The organism is Mesorhizobium sp. M0478 (assembly GCF_040321305.1).
GTDB lineage: Bacteria > Pseudomonadota > Alphaproteobacteria > Rhizobiales > Rhizobiaceae > Mesorhizobium.
The window spans coordinates 325992-345285 of sequence record NZ_JAMYRH010000004.1; the positions used below are offsets into that span (position 1 = coordinate 325992).

At 63.4% G+C, this 19294-nt stretch carries 20 protein-coding genes; 7 read left to right on the forward strand and 13 right to left on the reverse strand.

The genetic code is table 11. From position 1 onward, the window contains the following. Positions 1–64: 64 nt before the first annotated feature. From NKI64_RS12685 to uxuA, 3 genes are all read right to left on the reverse strand, one after another. Complete coding sequence (locus tag NKI64_RS12685; protein WP_352668233.1) at positions 65–1237, reverse strand: alanine racemase; 1173 nt, start codon at positions 1235–1237, stop codon at positions 65–67. Next, positions 1234–2523 (reverse strand): D-arabinono-1,4-lactone oxidase, encoded by a 1290-nt coding sequence (locus NKI64_RS12690; RefSeq protein ID WP_023815861.1) that lies wholly within the window; start codon positions 2521–2523, stop codon positions 1234–1236. Before NKI64_RS12690 ends, NKI64_RS12685 begins: the two co-directional genes overlap by 4 nt. 202 nt (positions 2524–2725) lie before the next feature. Further along, the gene (gene uxuA / locus NKI64_RS12695; protein ID WP_352668236.1) at positions 2726–3910 is read right to left on the reverse strand and encodes a mannonate dehydratase; all 1185 of its coding nucleotides are present in this window, start codon (positions 3908–3910) and stop codon (positions 2726–2728) included. A gap of 82 nt (positions 3911–3992) precedes the next feature. Here uxuA and NKI64_RS12700 point away from each other — a divergent pair, with 82 nt between their 5' ends. Beyond that, the gene (locus NKI64_RS12700) at positions 3993–4778 is read left to right on the forward strand and encodes an SDR family NAD(P)-dependent oxidoreductase (RefSeq protein WP_352668239.1); all 786 of its coding nucleotides are present in this window, start codon (positions 3993–3995) and stop codon (positions 4776–4778) included. A 55-nt stretch (positions 4779–4833) separates the two neighbouring features. Here NKI64_RS12700 and NKI64_RS12705 read toward each other — a convergent pair whose 3' ends face one another. Together NKI64_RS12705 and NKI64_RS12710 are read right to left on the reverse strand one after the other, a co-directional pair. Beyond that, the gene (locus NKI64_RS12705) at positions 4834–5670 is read right to left on the reverse strand and encodes an amidohydrolase family protein (RefSeq protein ID WP_286442641.1); all 837 of its coding nucleotides are present in this window, start codon (positions 5668–5670) and stop codon (positions 4834–4836) included. Positions 5671–5739: 69 nt separating this feature from the next. Continuing rightward, positions 5740–7269 carry an MDR family MFS transporter gene (locus NKI64_RS12710; RefSeq protein ID WP_352668243.1) on the reverse strand — a complete coding sequence of 510 codons (1530 nt, stop codon included), beginning with the start codon at positions 7267–7269 and terminating at the stop codon, positions 5740–5742. A gap of 125 nt (positions 7270–7394) precedes the next feature. On the opposite strand from NKI64_RS12710, the gene NKI64_RS12715 reads away from it, so the two are divergent. From NKI64_RS12715 to gspG, 6 genes are all read left to right on the forward strand, one after another. After that, positions 7395–8081, forward strand: coding sequence for an RHS repeat-associated core domain-containing protein (locus NKI64_RS12715; protein WP_352668245.1), 687 nt, complete (start codon positions 7395–7397; stop codon positions 8079–8081). A gap of 429 nt (positions 8082–8510) precedes the next feature. Then, positions 8511–8750: a hypothetical protein gene (locus tag NKI64_RS12720; protein ID WP_023696274.1), complete on the forward strand. Its 240-nt coding sequence runs from the start codon at positions 8511–8513 to the stop codon at positions 8748–8750. Next, the gene (locus NKI64_RS12725) at positions 8750–9163 is read left to right on the forward strand and encodes an Imm70 family immunity protein (protein ID WP_023687886.1); all 414 of its coding nucleotides are present in this window, start codon (positions 8750–8752) and stop codon (positions 9161–9163) included. Before NKI64_RS12720 ends, NKI64_RS12725 begins: the two co-directional genes overlap by 1 nt. Positions 9164–9466: 303 nt before the next feature. Then, a complete protein-coding gene (gene gspD, locus NKI64_RS12730) occupies positions 9467–11593 on the forward strand; it encodes a type II secretion system secretin GspD (protein ID WP_352497923.1) in 2127 nt (708 codons plus the stop codon). Then, complete coding sequence (locus tag NKI64_RS12735) at positions 11590–12084, forward strand: prepilin peptidase (RefSeq protein WP_352668248.1); 495 nt, start codon at positions 11590–11592, stop codon at positions 12082–12084. The genes gspD and NKI64_RS12735 overlap by 4 nt, the downstream gene beginning before the upstream one ends. After that, a complete protein-coding gene (gspG, locus tag NKI64_RS12740; protein ID WP_023696276.1) occupies positions 12084–12530 on the forward strand; it encodes a type II secretion system major pseudopilin GspG in 447 nt (148 codons plus the stop codon). Before NKI64_RS12735 ends, gspG begins: the two co-directional genes overlap by 1 nt. Positions 12531–12576: 46 nt before the next feature. Here gspG and NKI64_RS12745 read toward each other — a convergent pair whose 3' ends face one another. Genes NKI64_RS12745 through gspM form a run of 8 tightly spaced genes read right to left on the reverse strand, consistent with a single transcriptional unit; the run spans position 12577 to position 19292 of the window. Next, positions 12577–13287, reverse strand: coding sequence for a type II secretion system protein GspJ (locus tag NKI64_RS12745; protein ID WP_023687882.1), 711 nt, complete (start codon positions 13285–13287; stop codon positions 12577–12579). Further along, a complete protein-coding gene (locus tag NKI64_RS12750) occupies positions 13284–13631 on the reverse strand; it encodes a PulJ/GspJ family protein (protein ID WP_023687881.1) in 348 nt (115 codons plus the stop codon). Before NKI64_RS12750 ends, NKI64_RS12745 begins: the two co-directional genes overlap by 4 nt. Beyond that, on the reverse strand, positions 13613–14083 hold the full coding sequence (locus tag NKI64_RS12755; protein ID WP_023687880.1) for a prepilin-type N-terminal cleavage/methylation domain-containing protein: 471 nt from the start codon (positions 14081–14083) through the stop codon (positions 13613–13615). The genes NKI64_RS12750 and NKI64_RS12755 overlap by 19 nt, the downstream gene beginning before the upstream one ends. Beyond that, a complete protein-coding gene (locus NKI64_RS12760) occupies positions 14080–15297 on the reverse strand; it encodes a type II secretion system F family protein (RefSeq protein WP_352668252.1) in 1218 nt (405 codons plus the stop codon). The genes NKI64_RS12755 and NKI64_RS12760 overlap by 4 nt, the downstream gene beginning before the upstream one ends. Continuing rightward, on the reverse strand, positions 15297–16940 hold the full coding sequence (locus NKI64_RS12765) for a GspE/PulE family protein (RefSeq protein WP_352668254.1): 1644 nt from the start codon (positions 16938–16940) through the stop codon (positions 15297–15299). Before NKI64_RS12765 ends, NKI64_RS12760 begins: the two co-directional genes overlap by 1 nt. Next, positions 16937–18127 (reverse strand): hypothetical protein, encoded by a 1191-nt coding sequence (locus tag NKI64_RS12770; protein ID WP_352668257.1) that lies wholly within the window; start codon positions 18125–18127, stop codon positions 16937–16939. The genes NKI64_RS12765 and NKI64_RS12770 overlap by 4 nt, the downstream gene beginning before the upstream one ends. Further along, on the reverse strand, positions 18124–18702 hold the full coding sequence (locus NKI64_RS12775) for a hypothetical protein (RefSeq protein WP_352668259.1): 579 nt from the start codon (positions 18700–18702) through the stop codon (positions 18124–18126). Before NKI64_RS12775 ends, NKI64_RS12770 begins: the two co-directional genes overlap by 4 nt. Beyond that, a complete protein-coding gene (gene gspM, locus NKI64_RS12780) occupies positions 18699–19292 on the reverse strand; it encodes a type II secretion system protein GspM (RefSeq protein WP_352668261.1) in 594 nt (197 codons plus the stop codon). Before gspM ends, NKI64_RS12775 begins: the two co-directional genes overlap by 4 nt. Positions 19293–19294: the final 2 nt, after the last annotated feature.

Below are 19294 nucleotides of genomic sequence, written 5' to 3' on the forward strand. Positions count from 1 at the left end.
TTCGGTCTCTTGGTTTGACGCAATTCCAGTGGGAAAACCGCTTCACACTTTTCCTGGAATTGCTCTACGAAAACGGCAGTGCGGCCCATTGCTCGACGAATTTCCCGCCGGAATAGACCTGGATCGAACCGAACTGCTGTAGCACGAATTCGCTCTGCGTCGGACGCAGGAAGGCGTAGTCGTCAGGCCCGACATTGACGTTGTCGGGCAGCGCCATGAATTGCTGATTGGTCGAAAAGCCGAACGTCTTGTCGGTCTTCATCCCCACGGGATGGACGGGCTTCGCCATCCATTTTCCGCCATAGAGAAAACAGCCGCGCCGCGGCAACAGCCCGAGCTTCTGCAGCAGCCAGGAGCGCTGGTCGAGGCCCGGCGCCTGGACATCGACCACTTTCAGGATCGGCGTCGCGATGAATGCGGCAGGCCACAATTGGCTGAGGCTCGGCACATCGAAATCGGTCGGCAGCATAAAAGCCGATCCGATGGACAATTCATTGGCGCCGACCCAGCTGTCATAGAGCAATGCGGTGCTGCTGCCGCCAAGATTGAGGATCTTGCGCTGGTCGGCGGCAAGGCAAGCGACATACTGGCGAAACAGGCTGATCGCCTTGACGCGCGCCTTGGCCGGTCCTCCCAGCAGTTTGGGGATATGGCCGATATGCGCCTCGTAGGCCATGACGCCTTCGCATTTCAGCCGCGGGTAATTCGCCAACGCGGAAACTGCCCGGGCCAGTGAGTCGGGATCGCTGATACCGCCGCGATGAAGGCCGACATCGACCTCGAAGCAGACGCGCAGCTCGCGGTCGAGCTCGGCGGCAAGCGAGCCATAGGCGGCCAGCCGCTCCTCGGTATCGATCAGCCAGACGATGCGCGACGTAGCTTCGCCGAGCCCGGCGAGAACGCCCTTCGTCAGCGCGTGCCTGGCGCCGGCAACCGGCATCGGCTTGCCCAACAGGAGATCGACTTGGGGAAACATTTTCAGCATCTCGGCGCTGATCGGCAGATGAAAGGTCATCAGCCTGTCGGTCGCAAACGCCGCGCGGATATGGTCGATCAGCGGCAGGCATGGCAGCGACTTGTCGACGAGGCGCAGATCGAGGCCCGTGGCGAACTTCGCCTTGATCGCAGCGATGTTGTGATCGAGCCGGTCGAGATCGAGCACCAGGCAAGGCTGAAAGATCCCGGCTGCCCTGAGCGCGCCCGACATTTCCGCGAAATAGGTGTCGGTCAGGCTCATGCCGCGACGCCGAGCAGCCTGGCAATATAGGGCGACACGAAGCGGTTGTCCGGGTCCATCTCGCGGCGGACCGCCATCGCATCGTTCCAGCGCGGATAGAGCGCGCTCAATTCCCTTGATGTCAGGCTGTGCATCTTGCCCCAATGCGGGCGGCCGCCGCGCTTCCTGAAGATCGGCTCGGCGGCGTTGAAGAACGCCATCGGATCGCGCTCGACGCCGTGATGGATGGCGATGGAACAGGTTGGGCGCTTGTAGAAGGGGCTGAGCCAGACATTGTCGGGCGCGACGACGCGCACCTCCATCGGAAAATAGACCTCTGGAAACCGCGTCTCGAGCAGCGCAATGATTTCGCTGAGTGCGGGCGCCCCTTCCTCGAACGGCAGGTGGTATTCCATCTCGTTGAACTTGACGTTGCGCTCGGAGGTGAAGACCTTCAGCCACTCCTCGACATAATCCTCGGCCGGCACCTTGGCGAAGGCCGAGCCGATGAGACGGCGGCGCAGCCAAGGGAGCCAGCTGAGATAGTCGCGCAGTTTTCTCAGCGTCGTCACCGCATCGTCGTCTTCCGTCGGCGGACGCACCGTCGCCGGCGCCTCGGTGATGTCGCTGGCAATCAGCAGCGCCTGGCCGGAAAACGGCACATAGTAGAACTCGGCCGAACGATGCGCCGTCATGGTGCTTTCGAATTGCGCAAGCACATCGGCGATCGGCGCCGTCCAGCGGCGGTGCCGCATCCGGTAACTCGCCACGTTGCGGATCGTCACTTCGGTGACGGCGCCGAAAGCGCCGAGCGAAGCGCCCATGGCTTCGATCATGTCGGGGCTCTTGGCACGGTCGAACTCTTTCACGGCGCCACGCCCGTCGACGATCTGCATCGCCTCGAGCTGGGTATGGTAAGCGCCGAGCGTGATGCCCGAGCCGTGGGTGGCGGTGCCCAGCGCCCCGCCGAACGCCTGCTTGTCGATGTCGCCCATGTTCGGCAGCGCCTGGCCGACGCCGTGCAACAGCTTTGCCAGCGCGCCGATCTTGGTGCCGGCGCCGACCCGTGCTGTCAGCCTTTCGGGATCGTGCGACCTCAGGCCCTCGAAGCGATCAAGCGACAGGATCGTCCCGTCATTCTTAACCAGAGGCGTGAAGGAATGGCCCGTGCCAGCGAATCGAACTGGTCCCGGCGCGTTGCGAATGGCACCACTCAGCTCATCGAGACTCTGCGGTTCGGCAAAAGCCTGCGGCGTGGCCGTGACATAGCCCGACCAATTGCTCCACTGGCTGATAGCCTCTCCCAAAATTGCCTCCCTGGGACGCCGGCTTTGCCGGTCTTTCTCCTAGCGCTGAATAATATGATACATACTCAGCTTTTCGGATATGATACATTGTCAGCTTTCTGTCAACCTGGCAATCGGAGGTGTCTTGCGTCCGCGCCGGCCGCATTATCTACAGCGACGCACGCTGAGCCGGCGTCGGCATTGAACGCAGTTCGTTGCCCCTTCAAGCCAGCCCAAACGTTTCCACAGCCCGCATGATGCCGCGCAATTCGGCCAAGCCCTTCAGGCGGCCGATCAGCGAGTAGCCGGGATTGATCCTTGTCTTGCCGATATCGTCGGCGAGCAGGTGGCCATGGTCCGGCCGCATCGGGATTTGCCAGTCGGCGCGGCCTTCTCTGTGGCGGCGTTTCTCTTCCTGCATCAGCACCAGAATGACGTGCGCCATGTCGGTGCCGCCCTCGAGATGCTCGGCCTCGTAGAACGAGCCGTCATCCTCGATGGTGATGTTGCGCAGATGGGCGAAGTGGATGCGGTCGGCGAATTCCTTGACCATGGCGACGATGTCGTTGTCGGCGCGCGTGCCGTAGGACCCGGTGCAGAACGTCAGCCCATTGGCCTGGCTGTCGACGGCATTGAGAATGAAACGCGCATCCTCGGCGGTCGAAACGACGCGCGGCAGGCCGTAGAGCGAAAACGGCGGATCGTCGGGGTGGATACACATGCGCACCCCCTCCTCTTCCGCCACCGGAATGATCTCGCGCAGGAACCACGCGAGGTTGCCGCGCAACTCCTTCGGCCCGATTCCGTCATAGTCCGCAAGCGCCTCGCGAAAACTGTCGCGGTCATACTTGCGCTCTGTCGCCGGCAGGCCGGCGATCAGATTGCGCTCGATCTGGTCGATCTTCTCGGGCGGCAATTCCTTCAGCCGCGCTTCCGCTTGCGCAATACGCGCCGGCGTATAGCTGTCAGCACCGTTCTTGCGCTTCAGCACGAACAGATCGTAGGCGGCGAAATCAACGGCATCAAAACGCAGGGCGTAGCCTGTCGTCGGCAGACGGTAGGCTAGATCAGTGCGGGTCCAGTCCACCACCGGCATGAAATTGTAGCAGATCGTGGCGATGCCGGCCCTGGCCAGCGCGCGGATCGAATCGCGGTAATAGCCGGCATAGCGCTCGCGTTCCTGCGCGCCGATCTTGAAGGAATTGTGGACCGGAATGCTCTCGACGACCGACCAGGTCAGTCCTGCTTCCTGGATAATGCGCTTGCGCTCCAGCACTTCGGCCTCAGGCCACGCCCGGCCGTCATAGATATGGTGGAGCGCCGAGACCACGCCGGTGGCGCCCGCCTGCTTGACATGATCGAGCGTCACCGGATCATCGGGCCCATACCAGCGCCAGCATTGTTCCATTTCGGCTTTCCTTCTGCGACAGGCTGGCAACTTATTGTTGGACCCCGATGGGAGTCGATAGAAAATGGAGGAGTTTTTAGAAATGACGGATTTCGACGGCAAGGTCGCCCTGGTGACCGGGACGACCGGAATCGGCCTGGCAACCGCCACACGCCTTGCGACCGGTGGCGCCGCAATCATCGCCTGCGGCATCGACCGCGCCGCCAACGCGGCGATGAAAGCGCAACTAGAAAGTGCTGGTGCCGCGGTGCTGGTCATCGACACCGATGTGTCCGTCTCCGATCAGGTGCGCGACGCGGTCGCGGCTGGCGTCGCGAAGTTCGGCGGCCTGGATGTCATCGTCAATTCAGCCGCCGTCCATCCCTATGGCACGGCGACGACCACCGACTGGGAAACCTGGAACCGAACGATGACGGTCAATGTCGGCTCGATCTACCTGACCGCGCATTTCGGCATTCCGGAAATGATCAAGCGCGGAGGCGGCGCCATCGTCAACGTCGCCTCGGTGCAGGGCTTTGCCTGCCAGCAGAACGTCGCCGCCTATGCCACGACCAAGGGCGCCATCCACACGCTGACGCGCTCGCTGGCGCTCGACTACGCGGCATCAGGCATCCGCGTCAATTCGGTCAGCCCGGGCTCGATCCGCACGCCGATCCTGGAGAAGGCTGCGCGCGGTGACGGCGGCAGCGATGCCGATGTCGAAGAGGCCTACAAGCGCTTCGGCGCGGCGCATCCGCTCGGCCGCATCGGCGAACCGGAGGAAGTGGCGGAACTCATCGCCTTCCTTTGCTCGTCGAAGGCCGGCTTCTGCACCGGCGCGGACTACAGGATTGATGGCGGACTGACCGCCGGCATCGGCGTCAGATAGAGCACTGATCGTGCTCTGCACGCTTGCCGGCGATCTCGAGCGCTATGTACCGCCTCTATAGCTTCCACGTCCGCCTGGCATTGCCCGAAAGCAGCTTCGCCCGTTCGTCGGGACTGGCTCCCGCGATCAGCGCATGCGTCGCTGTCACCCAGGTCGCAAGGCCACCGCCAAGCGTGCACACCGGCCAGTCGCTGCCCCACACGACGCGGTCCCAGCCGAAGCAGCCGATCGTGTGCTCGACATAGGGGCGCAAGGTCTCGACGGTCCATGAGCCGGCATCGGCATAGGCGACGACACCGGAGATCTTGCCGATGACATTGGGACGCCGCGCGATCTCGGTCATATGCTCGCGCCACGGATGTTCCGCACTGGCCTTGATGTCGGGCACGCCGCAATGGTCGAGCACGAACTGCACATCCGGCGCCAGATCGGCGAGCGCAACCGCCCTTGGAATCTGATGCGGCAGGACGACGAGGTCGAAGGTCAGGCCGGTGCCGGCAAGCCGCTTGATGTTTTCGCGAAACAGCGCGCTGTCCGAAAGCTCGTCCGGCATGACATGCAGCACGCGGCGGAACCCCTTGACGAAGGGATCGGCCTGCTGGCGCCCGAGATAGGCGGCGAAGCCGGCCTCCTCCGGGCGGCAGGAGGCGATCGCCCCGCGCAACAGACTGCCCTTCTCCAGCGACTGCGCCTTCACATGGCTGGTCTCGGCCTGGATGTCGGCTTCATCGACGTCGACCTCCATATGCAGCGCGGCCTCGATACCGGCGCGGCGGGCCTGGATCGCATATTCTGCGTGCGGGAAATCGCGGTTGAGCGCCGGCTCGCGGCTGAGCCAGGGATAGCGCAGCGCCGACAGGTCGATCAGGTGCAGATGAGTGTCGATGATCATGGCTGTCCTCCTCGGTGATTTCAGATCATCGCCAAATGCCTAAACCCAGCGCATGACACAAGCTTTGGCTCAGGCCCGCTTCGGGATCTCTTTGTCCTCGAGCAGCAGCGTCAGCCCCATGGCGACGAAATAGAGCGCCGCCACCCAGATGAACATCACGTTGAAGCCACTGGAGTAATGGTCGAGCACCACTTCGCGGATCGCGCCCGGCAGGCTCGATGCGAGGTGCGGCGTCAACCCGTTCAGGCCACCCGGCAGCAGGGCGGCGGCGTCTGCAGGAAGCTCGGCTGTCTGCCGGTTCAGCGCCCAGATCATCACCGCGCCGTTCAGCGCCAGACCCAGCGATGCTCCGAGCGTCCGCGCCTGGGTGATCAGCGACGTCACCGCGCCGATATCCTGCAGCGGTGCCGCCGCCTGGATCGCCACGATCAGCACCTGGAACTGCAGGCCCATGCTGATGCCGAACACAGCCATCATCGTTGCCAGCACCCAGATCGGCGTGTGCTGGTTGGTGAGGACAAAGCCCAGCATCAGAAACCCGCCAATACCCATGGCGACCACCGGCATCCATTTGTAGCGTCCGGTTGCGGCAATTACCCGCCCGGCGACGATCGAGATGACCATCGATGTCAGCGACGCCGGCAGGAACAGGAAGCCGACTTCGGCCGGGCTGAGACCCGTCAGCGTCTGCATGTAGAGGGCGAAATAGAAGAACATGCCCAGCGTCACCGTTCCGGCGACCAGCGACACGCCCGAGACGATGCTGACCGTCGAATTGCCGAACAGCCGCAACGGCACGATCGGCTCTTCGGCCCGGCGCTCCACCATGATGAACAAGGTGATGGCGACCAGCGCGAGGAGTGGCAATACGAAGGTGAGCAGGTCCGGTCCGCTGGGGTCGAGCACATGATAGCCCCAATAGACGACCGCCGTTGTGCCGATGGCGAGCAGCGCGCCGCCGAGATAGTCGATGCGGTGCCGTTTTTCGTTGAACCGGCTGCGCATGGCGAAGGCCAGCACCGCCAGCACGATGATGCCTATCGGCAGATTGACCAGGAACACCCAGCGCCAGCCGAACAGGCTGGTGATGTAGCCGCCGGCCAACGGGCCGAGCACTGATGACAGCGCGAACACCGCCGAACTGTAGCCCTGATATTTCGCGCGGTCGCGCGGCGAAAACAGTTCGCCGATCATGGCGAAGGCCGAGACCATCAGGCCGCCGCCGCCGATGCCTTGCAGCACGCGCGCGGCGATGAGGCTCTCCATCGACCATGCCATGCCGCAGACCAGCGAGCCCACGAGGAACAGGCCGATCGCCGTCAGCACGACATTCTTGCGGCCATACATGTCGCCGAGCTTGCCGTAGAATGGCGAGACCGCGGCGGTCGAGAGCAGGTAGGCGGCACCGACCCAGCCGAACAAATGCAGATTGCCGAGTTCGCCGGCAATGGTGGGCAAGGCGGTGACGACGATCTGCATGTCGATGGTTGCCATGAACATGGCGATCAGCGCGCCGAAATAGACGATCAAGGTCGTAAGGTCGGGCCTGACTTGGGCCTCAACGGGCCGCGCATCCGGCAGCGTCTGCTGGACAGTCATCGGTGTCTCCGTAACTTGGGGCGCGATTTATGTGCCCACAACCAGGAGGTGTCAAATAGGCGAAAACGCCATGCCTGGAGGCATTCCGTCCGGCTAACGGGAAGAGCCTTAGCGGACGTGCAGCCGTGGATGATGGTCGTCGCGACCAGTTCCGCGGGGTCGCGTGCAATCGGGTCGACGATGCTGTCGATGAAGGCAGTGTGCTCGAGCGCCAGCGTCGTCAGATTGTGGCTCTCCACCGTGAACACCTGGCCTCGGTGCGCATGGTCACCGACATCTCGGGCAACACTGTCGAAGGCAATAGCTACGCCACATACGGCGAAAGCCTCAACACCGGCTTCCATACCCAAAAGGGCTATATCGGCGAGCGCTTCGATGCCGAGACCGGGCTGCTGTATCTCAATGCCAGGTACATGGATCCGGTGCTTGGACGGTTCATCTCGCCGGATGACTGGGATCCGACTAAGGAAGGCGTTGGCACCAACAGATATGCTTACGCATGCAATGATCCGATCAATAGGGGGGACAATAATGGCCACATAGCACCCCTCATTTGGGCTGCTGCGATCCTCGGTGCATATTTCATGAGTGTCGAGCCTGCAAATGCTCCTGCACCAACGGATACGGCTAAAAGTGTCAGCGGTGGCCAATTGATAGCAAACATGGCAATGGGAGCTGCCACACCACTACTTGCGGCAAAAGCACCATTTTTTGACAATGTCAGCGGCGGCAAGGTGGCCACGTGCTTTCCGAATTGGCTGCCGCTGAAACAGGCCTTTTTGCACCAGGAGCAGCCACGGTTGCTGGAGTAGGAGCAACAGCCGCTGCAACAAGTGTTGCTTCGCTTCGAGGGGGGGTTACTCACGAAGCCGAACGGCTAGCGCAGTTAGGTCTTACCAAGAACAATGCCGGTTGGAGGCCAAACCAAGCTGATTTCGACAGCGCGGCGTTCAAAGTCATTGTGGGAGACGCAAAGTTTAGCCGGGGCGGATTGCCAAAGGGAACGATCTTTGACGGCATGAAGGTTGGAAATTTCGAGATCAAGGGAGGGCTTAGCATGCTGGATTCGACCTACCAACTTAGGCTCCAAACGTATCGATCGCTGAAAACGAACATGCCTCTTACGATCGAGACGACGCGGCCCATCAACCCTACCTTCCAGAACTGGCTAAACCGGTGGGGTGTTTTGGTTCCGAGACAGAAGTGATAGGCATACGAAGGGATGGGCTGTGGAATTTATGATGACGAAGTGGCATGTTGCGAGGGGCGCGCGCGCCGATGCCGAAATAAATAATAAAATCTTTCTGATCAAAAACGTCTCTGAAATGAGGGCAACTTATCAGGTCAGACTTCTCCTTTATCGAGCTGTGCAGGAAGGTACGCGGTTGGTTTTAGACCTTCCAAAAGAATGCAAGTTGAGCGCCAATTTGAAGGCCTTGGCTAAAGAGCATCGCCGTAATTTTGAAATCACGAGGACCTGATGGGACTATATCTAGCTGTCTTTGATGGCGATGAGGAGCTGGATGGGGTTGAGGTAGGCTCGTATGCTGACTTCGAAACGTTCCGCTCTAAGGTTGCGACGCACGTAGAACAGGGCGTCGCAGGATCGCGGTGTCCAACACTGATGGTTCATTCTGACAGTGACGGACAATGGTCGCCCGAAGAGGCAGCTCTATTGCAAGCGGAGCTATTGTTGATCACCGATAGCTTCTTGAAGCTGCCCCCTGAGCCTCTTGGGGATGGTTGGAAACCAGAAGTAGCCCAGATGTTTGGGCTTCGGCCGAACAGCCTTTATGACTGTTTTTTTGATGTAGACGGCGAGCCTCTCTTGGACCGTCTGATTGGCTTGGCTCAACTGAGTACGCAGCGGAATCTTCCGATTTTGTTCCAATGAGGATGAGAGCCCGGATGACGACTTCAACCTTAACTGGCGAGGCACCCCGGTCCGCCGCAGGCAGACCGATCTGGCTTTCAGCCGTAACTTGAAGCCACCGCTTTTCAGGCGGTGGAGCATTAACTCGATCCCGCTGGTGCTCAATGCGCTGACCGACGCGCTCTCGGTTCTGCAGGAGAAACCCAACCCCCGGTCGCACCCACCCCCCACCACCAACCCTGTGGATAGACTCCAAATCCCCCCATCAATCCAAGCACTCAACCTCAGGACGTCCTAAACTAAGGCCCTTGGGGAATCGGGTGTATGTCAATCGGGTCAAGCAATCGCGTCGTATTGTGCCTGTTGCTTGCACTTGCCGGCTGCAATTCCACGCCGGGCAAGGACTTTTTCACCGAGACTATCGACAGCCTGCACGCCAAGAACTCGCCCTTGCGGGCTGGATACACCGGACCGTCCACCGTCACTTCGGCCGCGAGTGCCGGGCAGCGCTTCAACGGCGCGCAATATCAGGGGTCGGGCCAGTTCGTCTCGTCCAGCGCCCCCGTCACCCAGGTGACGACGGACGGCTCCGGCCAGTTCGAGCTCAATCTGGTCAGCGCGCCGATCACTGATGCGGCCAAGGCGGTGCTGGGTGACGCGCTGCATCTCAACTACATCGTCGACCCGCGCGTACAGGGCACGGTGACACTGCAGACCTCGCAGCCGGTGTCGAAGGATGCACTGGTCGACATACTGGAATCAGCACTTGCGGTGAATGGCGCGGGCATCACCAAGCGTGCCGGCACCTACCAGATCGTGCCGCTGTCCGAGATCATGTCCAACACACCGCCGGTCAGCGTGCCCTCGGTGTCGCCGTCGGGCCCCGGCGTCAAGGTGCAGGTGCTGCAGCTGCAGTTCATCGCCGCCGACGAGATGAGGACCATTCTCGAGCCGATCACCCGCCAGGGTTCGGTGCTGCGGGTCGATTCCACCCGCAACCTGATCACCGTCGCCGGCAATGACAGCGACCTCAATGCCATCAGGGAGGCGGTGTCGGTGTTCGACGTCGACTGGATGCGGGGCATGTCGGTGGCGCTGCATCCGCTGAAGACCTCCAAGCCGGAAGCGGTCGCTGCCGAACTCGACTCCATCTTCGGCACAAAAGACGGGCCGGGCGCCAAGCTCATCCAGTTCATCCCCAACGACCGGCTGAATTCGGTGCTGGTGATCACCTCGCGCCCGGCCTATCTCGCGCGCGCCGCCAGCTGGATCAACAAGCTCGACAGGCTGGCGGAGTCCAACGAGGACCAGCTCTTCGTCTACCAGATACAGAACCGCCCGGCCAAGGAACTGGCCGCTGTGCTGAGCTCGGTTCTCGGCACCTCGGTCAAGACCGAGGGCGGCGCGGACGGCTCGAACGTGTCGCCCGACCAGACGCCGATCGCCATGCAGTCGGACGGCATTACCCCGGTGCCGTTGACCGGACCGTCGCCTTCGATGCCGCAGCAGGACGGACAGCCGCCCGCCCACGCCACCGTCGTCGCCGACATTGAAAACAACGCGCTGCTGATCCAGACCACGGCGCGCGACTATGAGCGCATCGAGCAGATCCTGACCAAGGTCGACATCTTGCCGACGCAGGTCATGCTGGAAGCGGTCATTGCCGAAGTCACGCTCAACGACGAGCTGAAATACGGCCTGCGCTGGTTCTTCGAGAATGGCGGCACGAAGGTATCGGTGACCGACGTGGCCAAGGCGGCTGCCGCCGCCACTTTGCCGGGTTTCAACTGGAGTTATGCCACCGACAACATACAGGTGACGCTGAATGCGCTGTCCTCGATCACCGATGTCAACGTCATTTCGGCGCCGACCATCATGGCGCTGAACAACCAGAAGGCGATCTTGCAGGTCGGCGACCAGGTGCCGATCCTGACCCAGCAATCGCAGGATACCGGCAGCGGCACGGCGCCGATCATCAACTCGGTGCAGATGAAGGACACCGGCGTCATCCTGACGGTGACGCCGCGCATCAATAATGCGGGGCGGGTGATGCTCGACATTCAGCAGGAGGTCAGCAACGTTGCCGAGACGAAGAGCTCCGGCATCGACTCACCGACCATACAGCAGCGCAAGATCCAGACCCGCGTGCTGGTCAATGACGGCGAGAGCTTGGCGCTGGGCGGCCTCATCCAGCAGAACAACAGTGTCGGCCGCACGCAGGTGCCAATTCTCGGCGACATCCCCATAATCGGCAACGCGTTCAAACAGAAAAACGACAAGATTGTGCGCACCGAACTGATCATCTTCATCCGGCCGCACGTCGTGCGCGACATCAACGAAGCCCGCGAGGTGACCGACGAATTCCGCGGCAAGATCAGCCTGCAGACGCCGATCCAGAAACGCCGCGGCGGCACCAAGCTGCAGCAGGATTTGAAGAGGCTGGCCTATTGATCGCGGCTGCGCACCCATCGCTCCTGCTGGCTGCCACGATCGCCCTGGCGGCAATTCTCGCCGCCATTTCGATCGCCGATTTCCGCCGCCAGATCATCCCGGACGGGTTGAACCTGGCGCTGGCGGCAACGGGCCTTGGCTATCAGGTGGCGGCGGACGGCCTGCCGCTGCATCTCCTGTTTGCGGCTGCCACATTCGCCGCCGCCTGGCTGCTGCGGCGCGGGCACTTCCTGATGACCGGCCGGATCGGGCTTGGCCTCGGCGACGTCAAGATGCTGGCCGCCGCCGCATGCTGGATCGACCCGTTGCTTCTGCCGGTGTTGCTGTTCATCGCCAGCGCCACCGCGCTGCTGTTCGTTGGTGGCCAGGTGGTAGCGAGCGGTCCGGCAGCCGCGCGGGCCCGCATTGCCTTCGGCCCGTTTATCACCATCGGCCTCGGCGCCAGCTGGGTGCTGGAACAATTCGCCGGTTTGAACATGGGACTGCTCTGATGATCATGCTTCGCTTTAAGCAAGCTTCCGAAAAATCCGGCCGCGACACCAGCGAAAGCGGGTTCACGCTGGTCGAGCTTCTGGTCGTTCTCGCCATCATTGCCTTGATCGCGACGCTCGCCGCGCCTCAGGTGTTGCGCTATCTCGGCTCGGCGCGGACCAACGCCGCCAAGGCGCAGATCCGCAACATCGAAAGCGCGCTCGAACTCTATTATGTCGACAACGCGAAATACCCGACCGACGAAGAAGGGCTCGCCGCCCTGGTCACACAGCCGGCCAGCGAAGCGCGCTGGAACGGCCCCTATCTCAAGGGCGGCCTGAAGGATCCCTGGGGCAAGCCCTATTCCTACGAGGTGAAGGCCGATGCGAGCGGCGTCGTCATCCGCACGCTTGGCAAGGACGGCAAGCCCGACGGCACCGGCGAGGACCAGGACATCACCAACTGATGCCCGCCAACTGAAGCGAGACGGGACGCGTTATGGGTCAGGCTCTTCAGCTCACCGGCGGCGGCACGGCGGTTGCCAGATCGAGGCGGGCAAAGCCCGTCGACGAGTAGGTCGCGCCGTCCCTCGCCACCGAGATGGTGAACCGCACGGCAGCAGGCAGACGCCGTGGAGCGGACCAGCTCGCCGACCATGACGGGACTTTGGCCGAGGCGTCGAGATATTCGAACCTTACCGCGCTGACGCCGGCGATCAGCAGCACCGGTTGGCCTCCAGTCGATTTGGCGGCATCGCTGCCGCGTCGGATTTTCTGCACGATGGTCAGGTCACTTCCAAGCGAAACGGCGACCTCGCGCAAGGCTGAGGATTTGAAGCCGATGGCCTGAACGGCGTTGAACTCGATGCGCGCGCCGGTGCCGCTGAGATAAAGCACCATGTCGGGCGTCGACTGCGACAACGGCAGCGGCTCGGCGCTGCCGATCGCCGTTTCGAGAAACCGCGCCGCGGCATCGACCTCCATCTGCATCTCGGTCGTCTTCTGGATCCGCATCATGGTCCGCGCCTGTCCGAGAAAGACGATCATCAGCGCGGAGATCACGCCGATCATCGCCAGTCCGACCAGCACGTCGATCAGCGCGAAGCCTTCGACCGATGCCGATGATTTGGGGCGCCGGTCGGTCCCGAATATTTGCTTGAGAACACGCTGCCCGGATGGCCGGCCCCCACGACGCGCATGGGCTTGGACCAGCCGCCGGATCATTGCCGATCCTTCGCGGGCACGAAGGTCAGGAACGGCTGGCCGGCGCCGTTACTCCTGCCAATGACGACGGCAACCATCTTCGTCTTCGACACCACGATCGGGCGCGTCTGCAACTGCCAGCCGGATCGCCTGCTGTCCGTTCCGGCCTCGTACTCCGACAGCATGATGCGCGCGGCCCTCGCCGCTTCGATCTGCGCCTTGGCGATGGCGATGCTGCGGCTGGCCAGCACGATCGACTGGCTGGCGATGCCGAGCACCAGCGCCAGGATCGTCATGGCGACGATCATTTCCAGGATCGAAAACCCGTCTTCGGACGAAGGCTCTGTCACGGCAATGCCCGCCATGTCGGAAGTCCGGTCAGCCAGTTGACCGCAATGCGCGCGGTCCGCGCCTTTTGCTGCAGCGAAATATCCATGCCCGACGCGCTGCCGTCGGGCAGGAAAGTCAGCACCGTTTGCCGTCCGGCGACGACGGTCTCCTGGCCGGTAACGACCGTCAGTTTGACGTCATCCGGCAATGCGAAAACATCGCGCTCGCCAAAGCGAATGGTGCGGGCGCCGAGATCGACGAGGACCTCTCTCGGCCGCGCGGTGGCAATGGCCGAGGTGCGCGACAGGCGCAGCCGCATGGTGATCTCGCCGGCCAGCGTCTCCAGGCTCTTGCTGCGGTAGTGGCTGACCAGCCCGGGTGCGGCGATGGCCGCCATGAGCGCCATGATCGCCAGCACCACCAGCATTTCGACCAGGGTGAATCCGGCCTCCGCCTGCTGGCTGGCTTTCGCGGCGGCGGCGGTCATTGCAGCGCCAGATCGTTGATCGAGAGGATCGTGGTCATCACCGAAATGACCAGGCTGCCGACGAGGAAGCCAAGCGAAATCGTCAGCGCCGGCGTCAGCAGCTTCAGCACCGTGTCGATCCGCCGCGTCAGCGTCAGCTGCAGCATTTTCGCGGCGCGATCCAGCACCACCGGCAGCGCGTTCGCCTCTTCGCCGAGCGACACCAGCGACATCGTCGCATGATCGAAAATCCCCGCCTTGACGACCGCGCCGTGCAGGCGGGCGCCGTTGGCGACATTGTCCTCGATCGAGGCAAAGCTTGCTGCCAGCGAGCTCTGCCTCGACACATTGGCGGCGAGCCCAAGCGCCTCGGTCATCGCCACGCCATTGCCGAGCAGCAAGGCCAGCGTTTCAAGGTAGCGCGCGATGACGGCATCCCTGACCAGCGCGCCGATCAGCGGTATCTTCAACACCGCGTGCGAGAACTGTTTTCTGGCGCCGGCAGAGCGAGACAGCACGAGATAGGACAAAAGGCCGAGCACTGCCGCCAGCGGGAAGACGAAGGGGTAGTCGCGGAACACCGTGCCGAAGACCGACAGCATCTTCATGGTGAACGGCTTGGGCGCGGATGAGCCCTCGAAGATCGGCTCCAGCGCCGGCACCAGCACGGTCGCCAGAATGACCAGCGCCCCGCTCATCACCGAAAGCAGAAAGGCCGGATAGGCCAGTGCCTCGCCGATTGCCGCGCGGCGCTTGGCGGTGGCCTCGAACGTGTCGGCCAGCCGCTGGCAGATATAGGCCATCTTGCCGCTGCGCTCACCGCTGGCGAGAAGTGCCGCGACATCGGAGGTGATGCCCGGCAGGGCGGCAAAGGCCTCGGCGATCGGCCGCCCGCCCGTGGTGAGATCGAGCACCGATTGCAGCTGCTGGCGCCGTTGGAGGTTCGCCTCGCCGGCGATGACCGCGCCCAGGGCCCGGTCGACGGTGAAGCCGGCGTTGAGCAGCACCGACAGCTCGGAAAACAGCCGGCTGAGATCGACCTTCCGGGTAAAGGTCAGCGCGCTTCGCCCCGGCAGGCGCAACTGCGGTCTGTCGCTGCTTACCGGGGCGAGGTGATAGGAACGGCGCCCTTGCTGCGCCAGCTTGCGGGCGGCCTCCTGCTTGGTCGAGGCATCGAGGACGCCGCTCTCCGTGCTGCCGTCGACGAGATAGGCGCGATAGGCAAAGGCCGGCATCAGCCATCCCCCGCGAGATCGATGACGCGGCGGACCTCGTCCATCGTGGTAACCCCGGAGCGGGCAAGCGCTGTGGCATGGATCGACATCGGCACCAGATCGTCTTGCGCGGCTATGCGGCCGATCTCCATTTCGCCGGCGCCCTGGTCGATCAGTTCGGCAATGCGCGGCGAAACCTGCAGCATTTCGTAGGTCACCGTGCGGCCGCTATAGCCCGAGCCATTGCAGGTGCGGCAGGGCGAACCGGGCGGCTCAACGCCGTGGCAGGCCGGACAGACATGGCGCAGCAGCCGCTGCGCGATGACGCCGCGGATCGTCGCGCCCAGCAGGTAACCATCGATGCCCATGTCGCGCAGCCGTGTCAACGCGCCCGCCGCGCTGTTGGTGTGCAGCGTCGAGAACACCAGATGCCCGGTCAGTGCTGCCTGCACCGCGACCTGCGCCGTCTCGCGGTCGCGGATTTCGCCGAGCAGGATGATGTCGGGGTCCTGGCGCAGGATCGACCGCAGGGCCGCGGCAAAGTCGAGGTCGATCGCCGGATTGACCTGCAGCTGGGTGATCCCGGCCATGCGGTATTCCACCGGATCCTCGACGGTGAAGATCTTGACGTCGGGCCGCGACCGTTCGGCAAGGATCGAATAGAGCGTCGTCGTCTTGCCGCTGCCGGTCGGCCCGGTGACCAGCACGATGCCGTTGGCCGATTGCGACATGGAGCGGATCTTGGCTTGCGCGGCGCTGTCGAAGCCGAGCTTCTCCAGCTTCAGCTCGACCCCGGCGCGGTCGAGAATGCGCAGCACGATGGCTTCGCCATGGATGGACGGGATGACCGAGACGCGCAGGTCGATATCCCTGCCGCGCACGGCAATGCGCATGCGCCCGTCCTGCGGCAGGCGGCGCTCGGCAATGTTGAGCCGCGACAGGATTTTGATCCGCGTTGAGATGCCCGACAGCATCGCAATCGAGGCGGTGTCGACGGTGGACAGCATGCCGTCATGGCGGAAGCGGATGCGGACATGATCCTCGAGCGGCTCGATGTGAATGTCGGTGGCCCTGGCATCGACCGCCTTGTGGATGGTCTCGGCGACGAAGCGCACGATGGGCGCCTCGCGGGCGAAATCCTTCAGCCGCTCGAGATCGTCAGGACCGAAATCCATGATCTCGCCGGCACTGCCGCCATTCGACGCCGCCGCCAGGGCCGACTGCTCGACACGGTCGATGCATTCGGCGATCACGCGCCTCGGCAGAATGCGCAGCGCCAGCGTCCGCTCATAGTGGAAGGCAAGCGCATCGATGGTTGCCGACGAGAACGGATCGGCGACGGCGACAACCAGCCGCTCGGCGTCCATCTGCAAGGGCAGGATGGCGTTCTCGCGGAGATAGGCGAGCGGCACGCCGGCCAACATTTCGGCGCTGATCTGCTCGGGGACATCCACCGGCGTCGGCGCTTCAAGGTAACTGCTGAGGCTGTTGGCAAGCTCCTGCTCGCCGATCAGCCCGAGTTCGGTCATCACCGTATCGAACGGATGGCCGGATGTTCGCGACGCGCCGAGGGCGCGCTGGGCGGCATGCGCGGTCAGCACTTTCTCGCCTTCGAGAAAGGTGAGAAACGCCTCGATCCCCTTGGCCTGGGCGGAAGCGTTCATACGCTCAACCTCGCCAGCAATTGCGCGGCTTCAGTGCCGAACAGCATCTCACAGCCGGCAGTGGCCGTGGACGGTGGCAGTGCGGCGGCGGAGCCGGCCGGGCTACGCGAGACGCGCGAGAATGGCGACGAGTTGGCTTGGGATTTCTCGATGATGAAGCCGGCCTCGCCCGTAATGCCGGAACCGTCCCGCCTGATAACGATGTCAACCGTGTAGGCCGATACATCGCTCGCGCCCGCAACGACCGATGCGTTGGGGCCGCCGACGAGAACAGCGCGCAGCCGGCGCGGCGCCCGATCGGAGCTGACCGTGCCGCGCTTGGAGTTGACGGTGAAAATGCCCTGCAGGCTGCGCAGCGGGATTTGCGCAAGTGCAGAAAATTCCTGCAGCTCGGATACGGATTCGAACGGCGCCTGCTTGTCCTCGGGCGGCCCGACCGGGCTTCTGGCCTGGGGCAGGCCGGCGAACAATTTGGCGCTGTCGCGAAACCGGATCGCGGCCTTTGCCAGTTCGTCCGCCATCTGCTGGTCGAAACCGAGCGCAGCAAAGCCCAGCCCCAGCAGGCGGTCATCGGCGGCATTGAGATCGATCAGCCCGCCATGATCCTGGACGCGCAGGACAAAGCTGTATTTTCCCGACCGGCACGCGGCCGGCGTGGAATCCAGCGGCAGCTTTTCCGCGGGCTGGTCACTGGTCAATTCGCTCGCCACCAGATTGCCGAGACCCTCGGCAAGCAGCGACAGACGCTCCTGCTCCAGCTCGTTACTGGCAATCATCAGCCGCGTCCTGGCGGTGACGGCGAAGGGAACGACGATGGCCGAGACGATCAGCGTGAACACCAGCACCGCGACCAGCGAAAAGCCGGCGCTGGTGCTATCTGCGTCTATGGCTGGGAGAGCTTTGCGTTTTAAGAATACCCCTACCCTTGGCCCCTTCCCGCAAGGGGAAGCAGGGCAATCGCATATGGCGTTCCCCCACTGCGTCTCGGCTTCGCCGAGCCATCTCTCCCCCACATTCGTGGGGGAAGAGGAAATGCCAATCGCCGACATCGCTGCCTTGAAAGGCTTGGGTTTCCTCTCCCCCATGGACATGGGGGAGAGGTGGCCGCGCAGCGGACGGATTGGGGGACTGGCACAACCAAATGCGATTGCCCTGCCTTTACTCTCGGCAAACATGCGCGCGCTCATAGTTCCGGCTCAGGTGGCGGCGGTGGCGGGGCTGGCGCTGGCGGCGGCGCCGGTAGCGGGTTCTGCCATGGCGGATGAAGCGGGATGCGCGCCACCTTGCCGTCGCGCTCCAGCACGGCCTGGTCCTTGTCGATCGTCGAGACCGTCCAGCCATCGACGGTCTCGCCACTGGCATACCAGAGCGCTTCATCTTTGCCGGCGACGCGCAACAGGGCTTTTCCCGCTCCGCCCTGAATGCTGATGCCCAGCAGCGATGGCGCAGCCGCCGGTGCAACTTCCACTGGCGCCGGCGCCTGTTCGACGGGTGCCACGGCAACCTCCACCGGCAGAGGTGCTGGCGGCGGCGGTATGATTTTCCGCCGCGACGGGGTGAACAGCGGCCGCTGGAACGTCTCGCTGAAATCGCCGGCCTCGGGAAATTGCAGCGCGCCCGTCGCCGAAGCCGGGCCGCCATCATGCCCCTTGCCGGAGGCGATCGGCGAGATGTCGACCGGCGTGTTGTAGAGCGCGACATTGATCAGCACGAGAACCGCGATACCTCCAGCAATCGCCAGGCCCGCGAATTTCCCGCTCATGGCTTGACCCCTGCTGGCGGGCTCGACGTCTGCAGCGGGCCGTAAAACAGGATCTCGGCAGACAGCTCGGGGTCGCCCATCCGTCCCGCGGCAGGGCTGACATCGGTGGTGCGCAGCGTCGCCTCGCGGATGAACAGCACCGGCAGCGAGGTCTCCAAGGCGAGCACGGCGTTGTGGATGCCCTCCAGCGACCCCGCCAGATTGACCCGCAGCCCGATGAAATCGACGCCGCCTTCGCTCAGCACCGGGGCGTTGCCGGCCGACAGCACGCTGACGCCATTGGCGGCGGCGATGGCGTTCAGCCGCTTCTGCAGCCCGCCGCGAATCATCGCTTCGCTTTCGCCGGTGAGGAATTCGGGATTGGCCGCTTCCACCGGGCTGGTGTCGCCGTCGAGGCGCTTGGCAAGGGCTGCCACGTTTTGCAACTGGCCGAGCAGCGCGCGCTTTTCCTCGATGCCGGCCCGCGCCGAGGCGACGCTGTCGAATGCCGCGAACACCAGCCAGACACACAGGCAGGCCGCCACAGCCGCCAGCGCCAGCGCGATCAGGCGGCGCAGCGGCGGGCTGGTGTTGAGGATGGCGGAGAGCATCG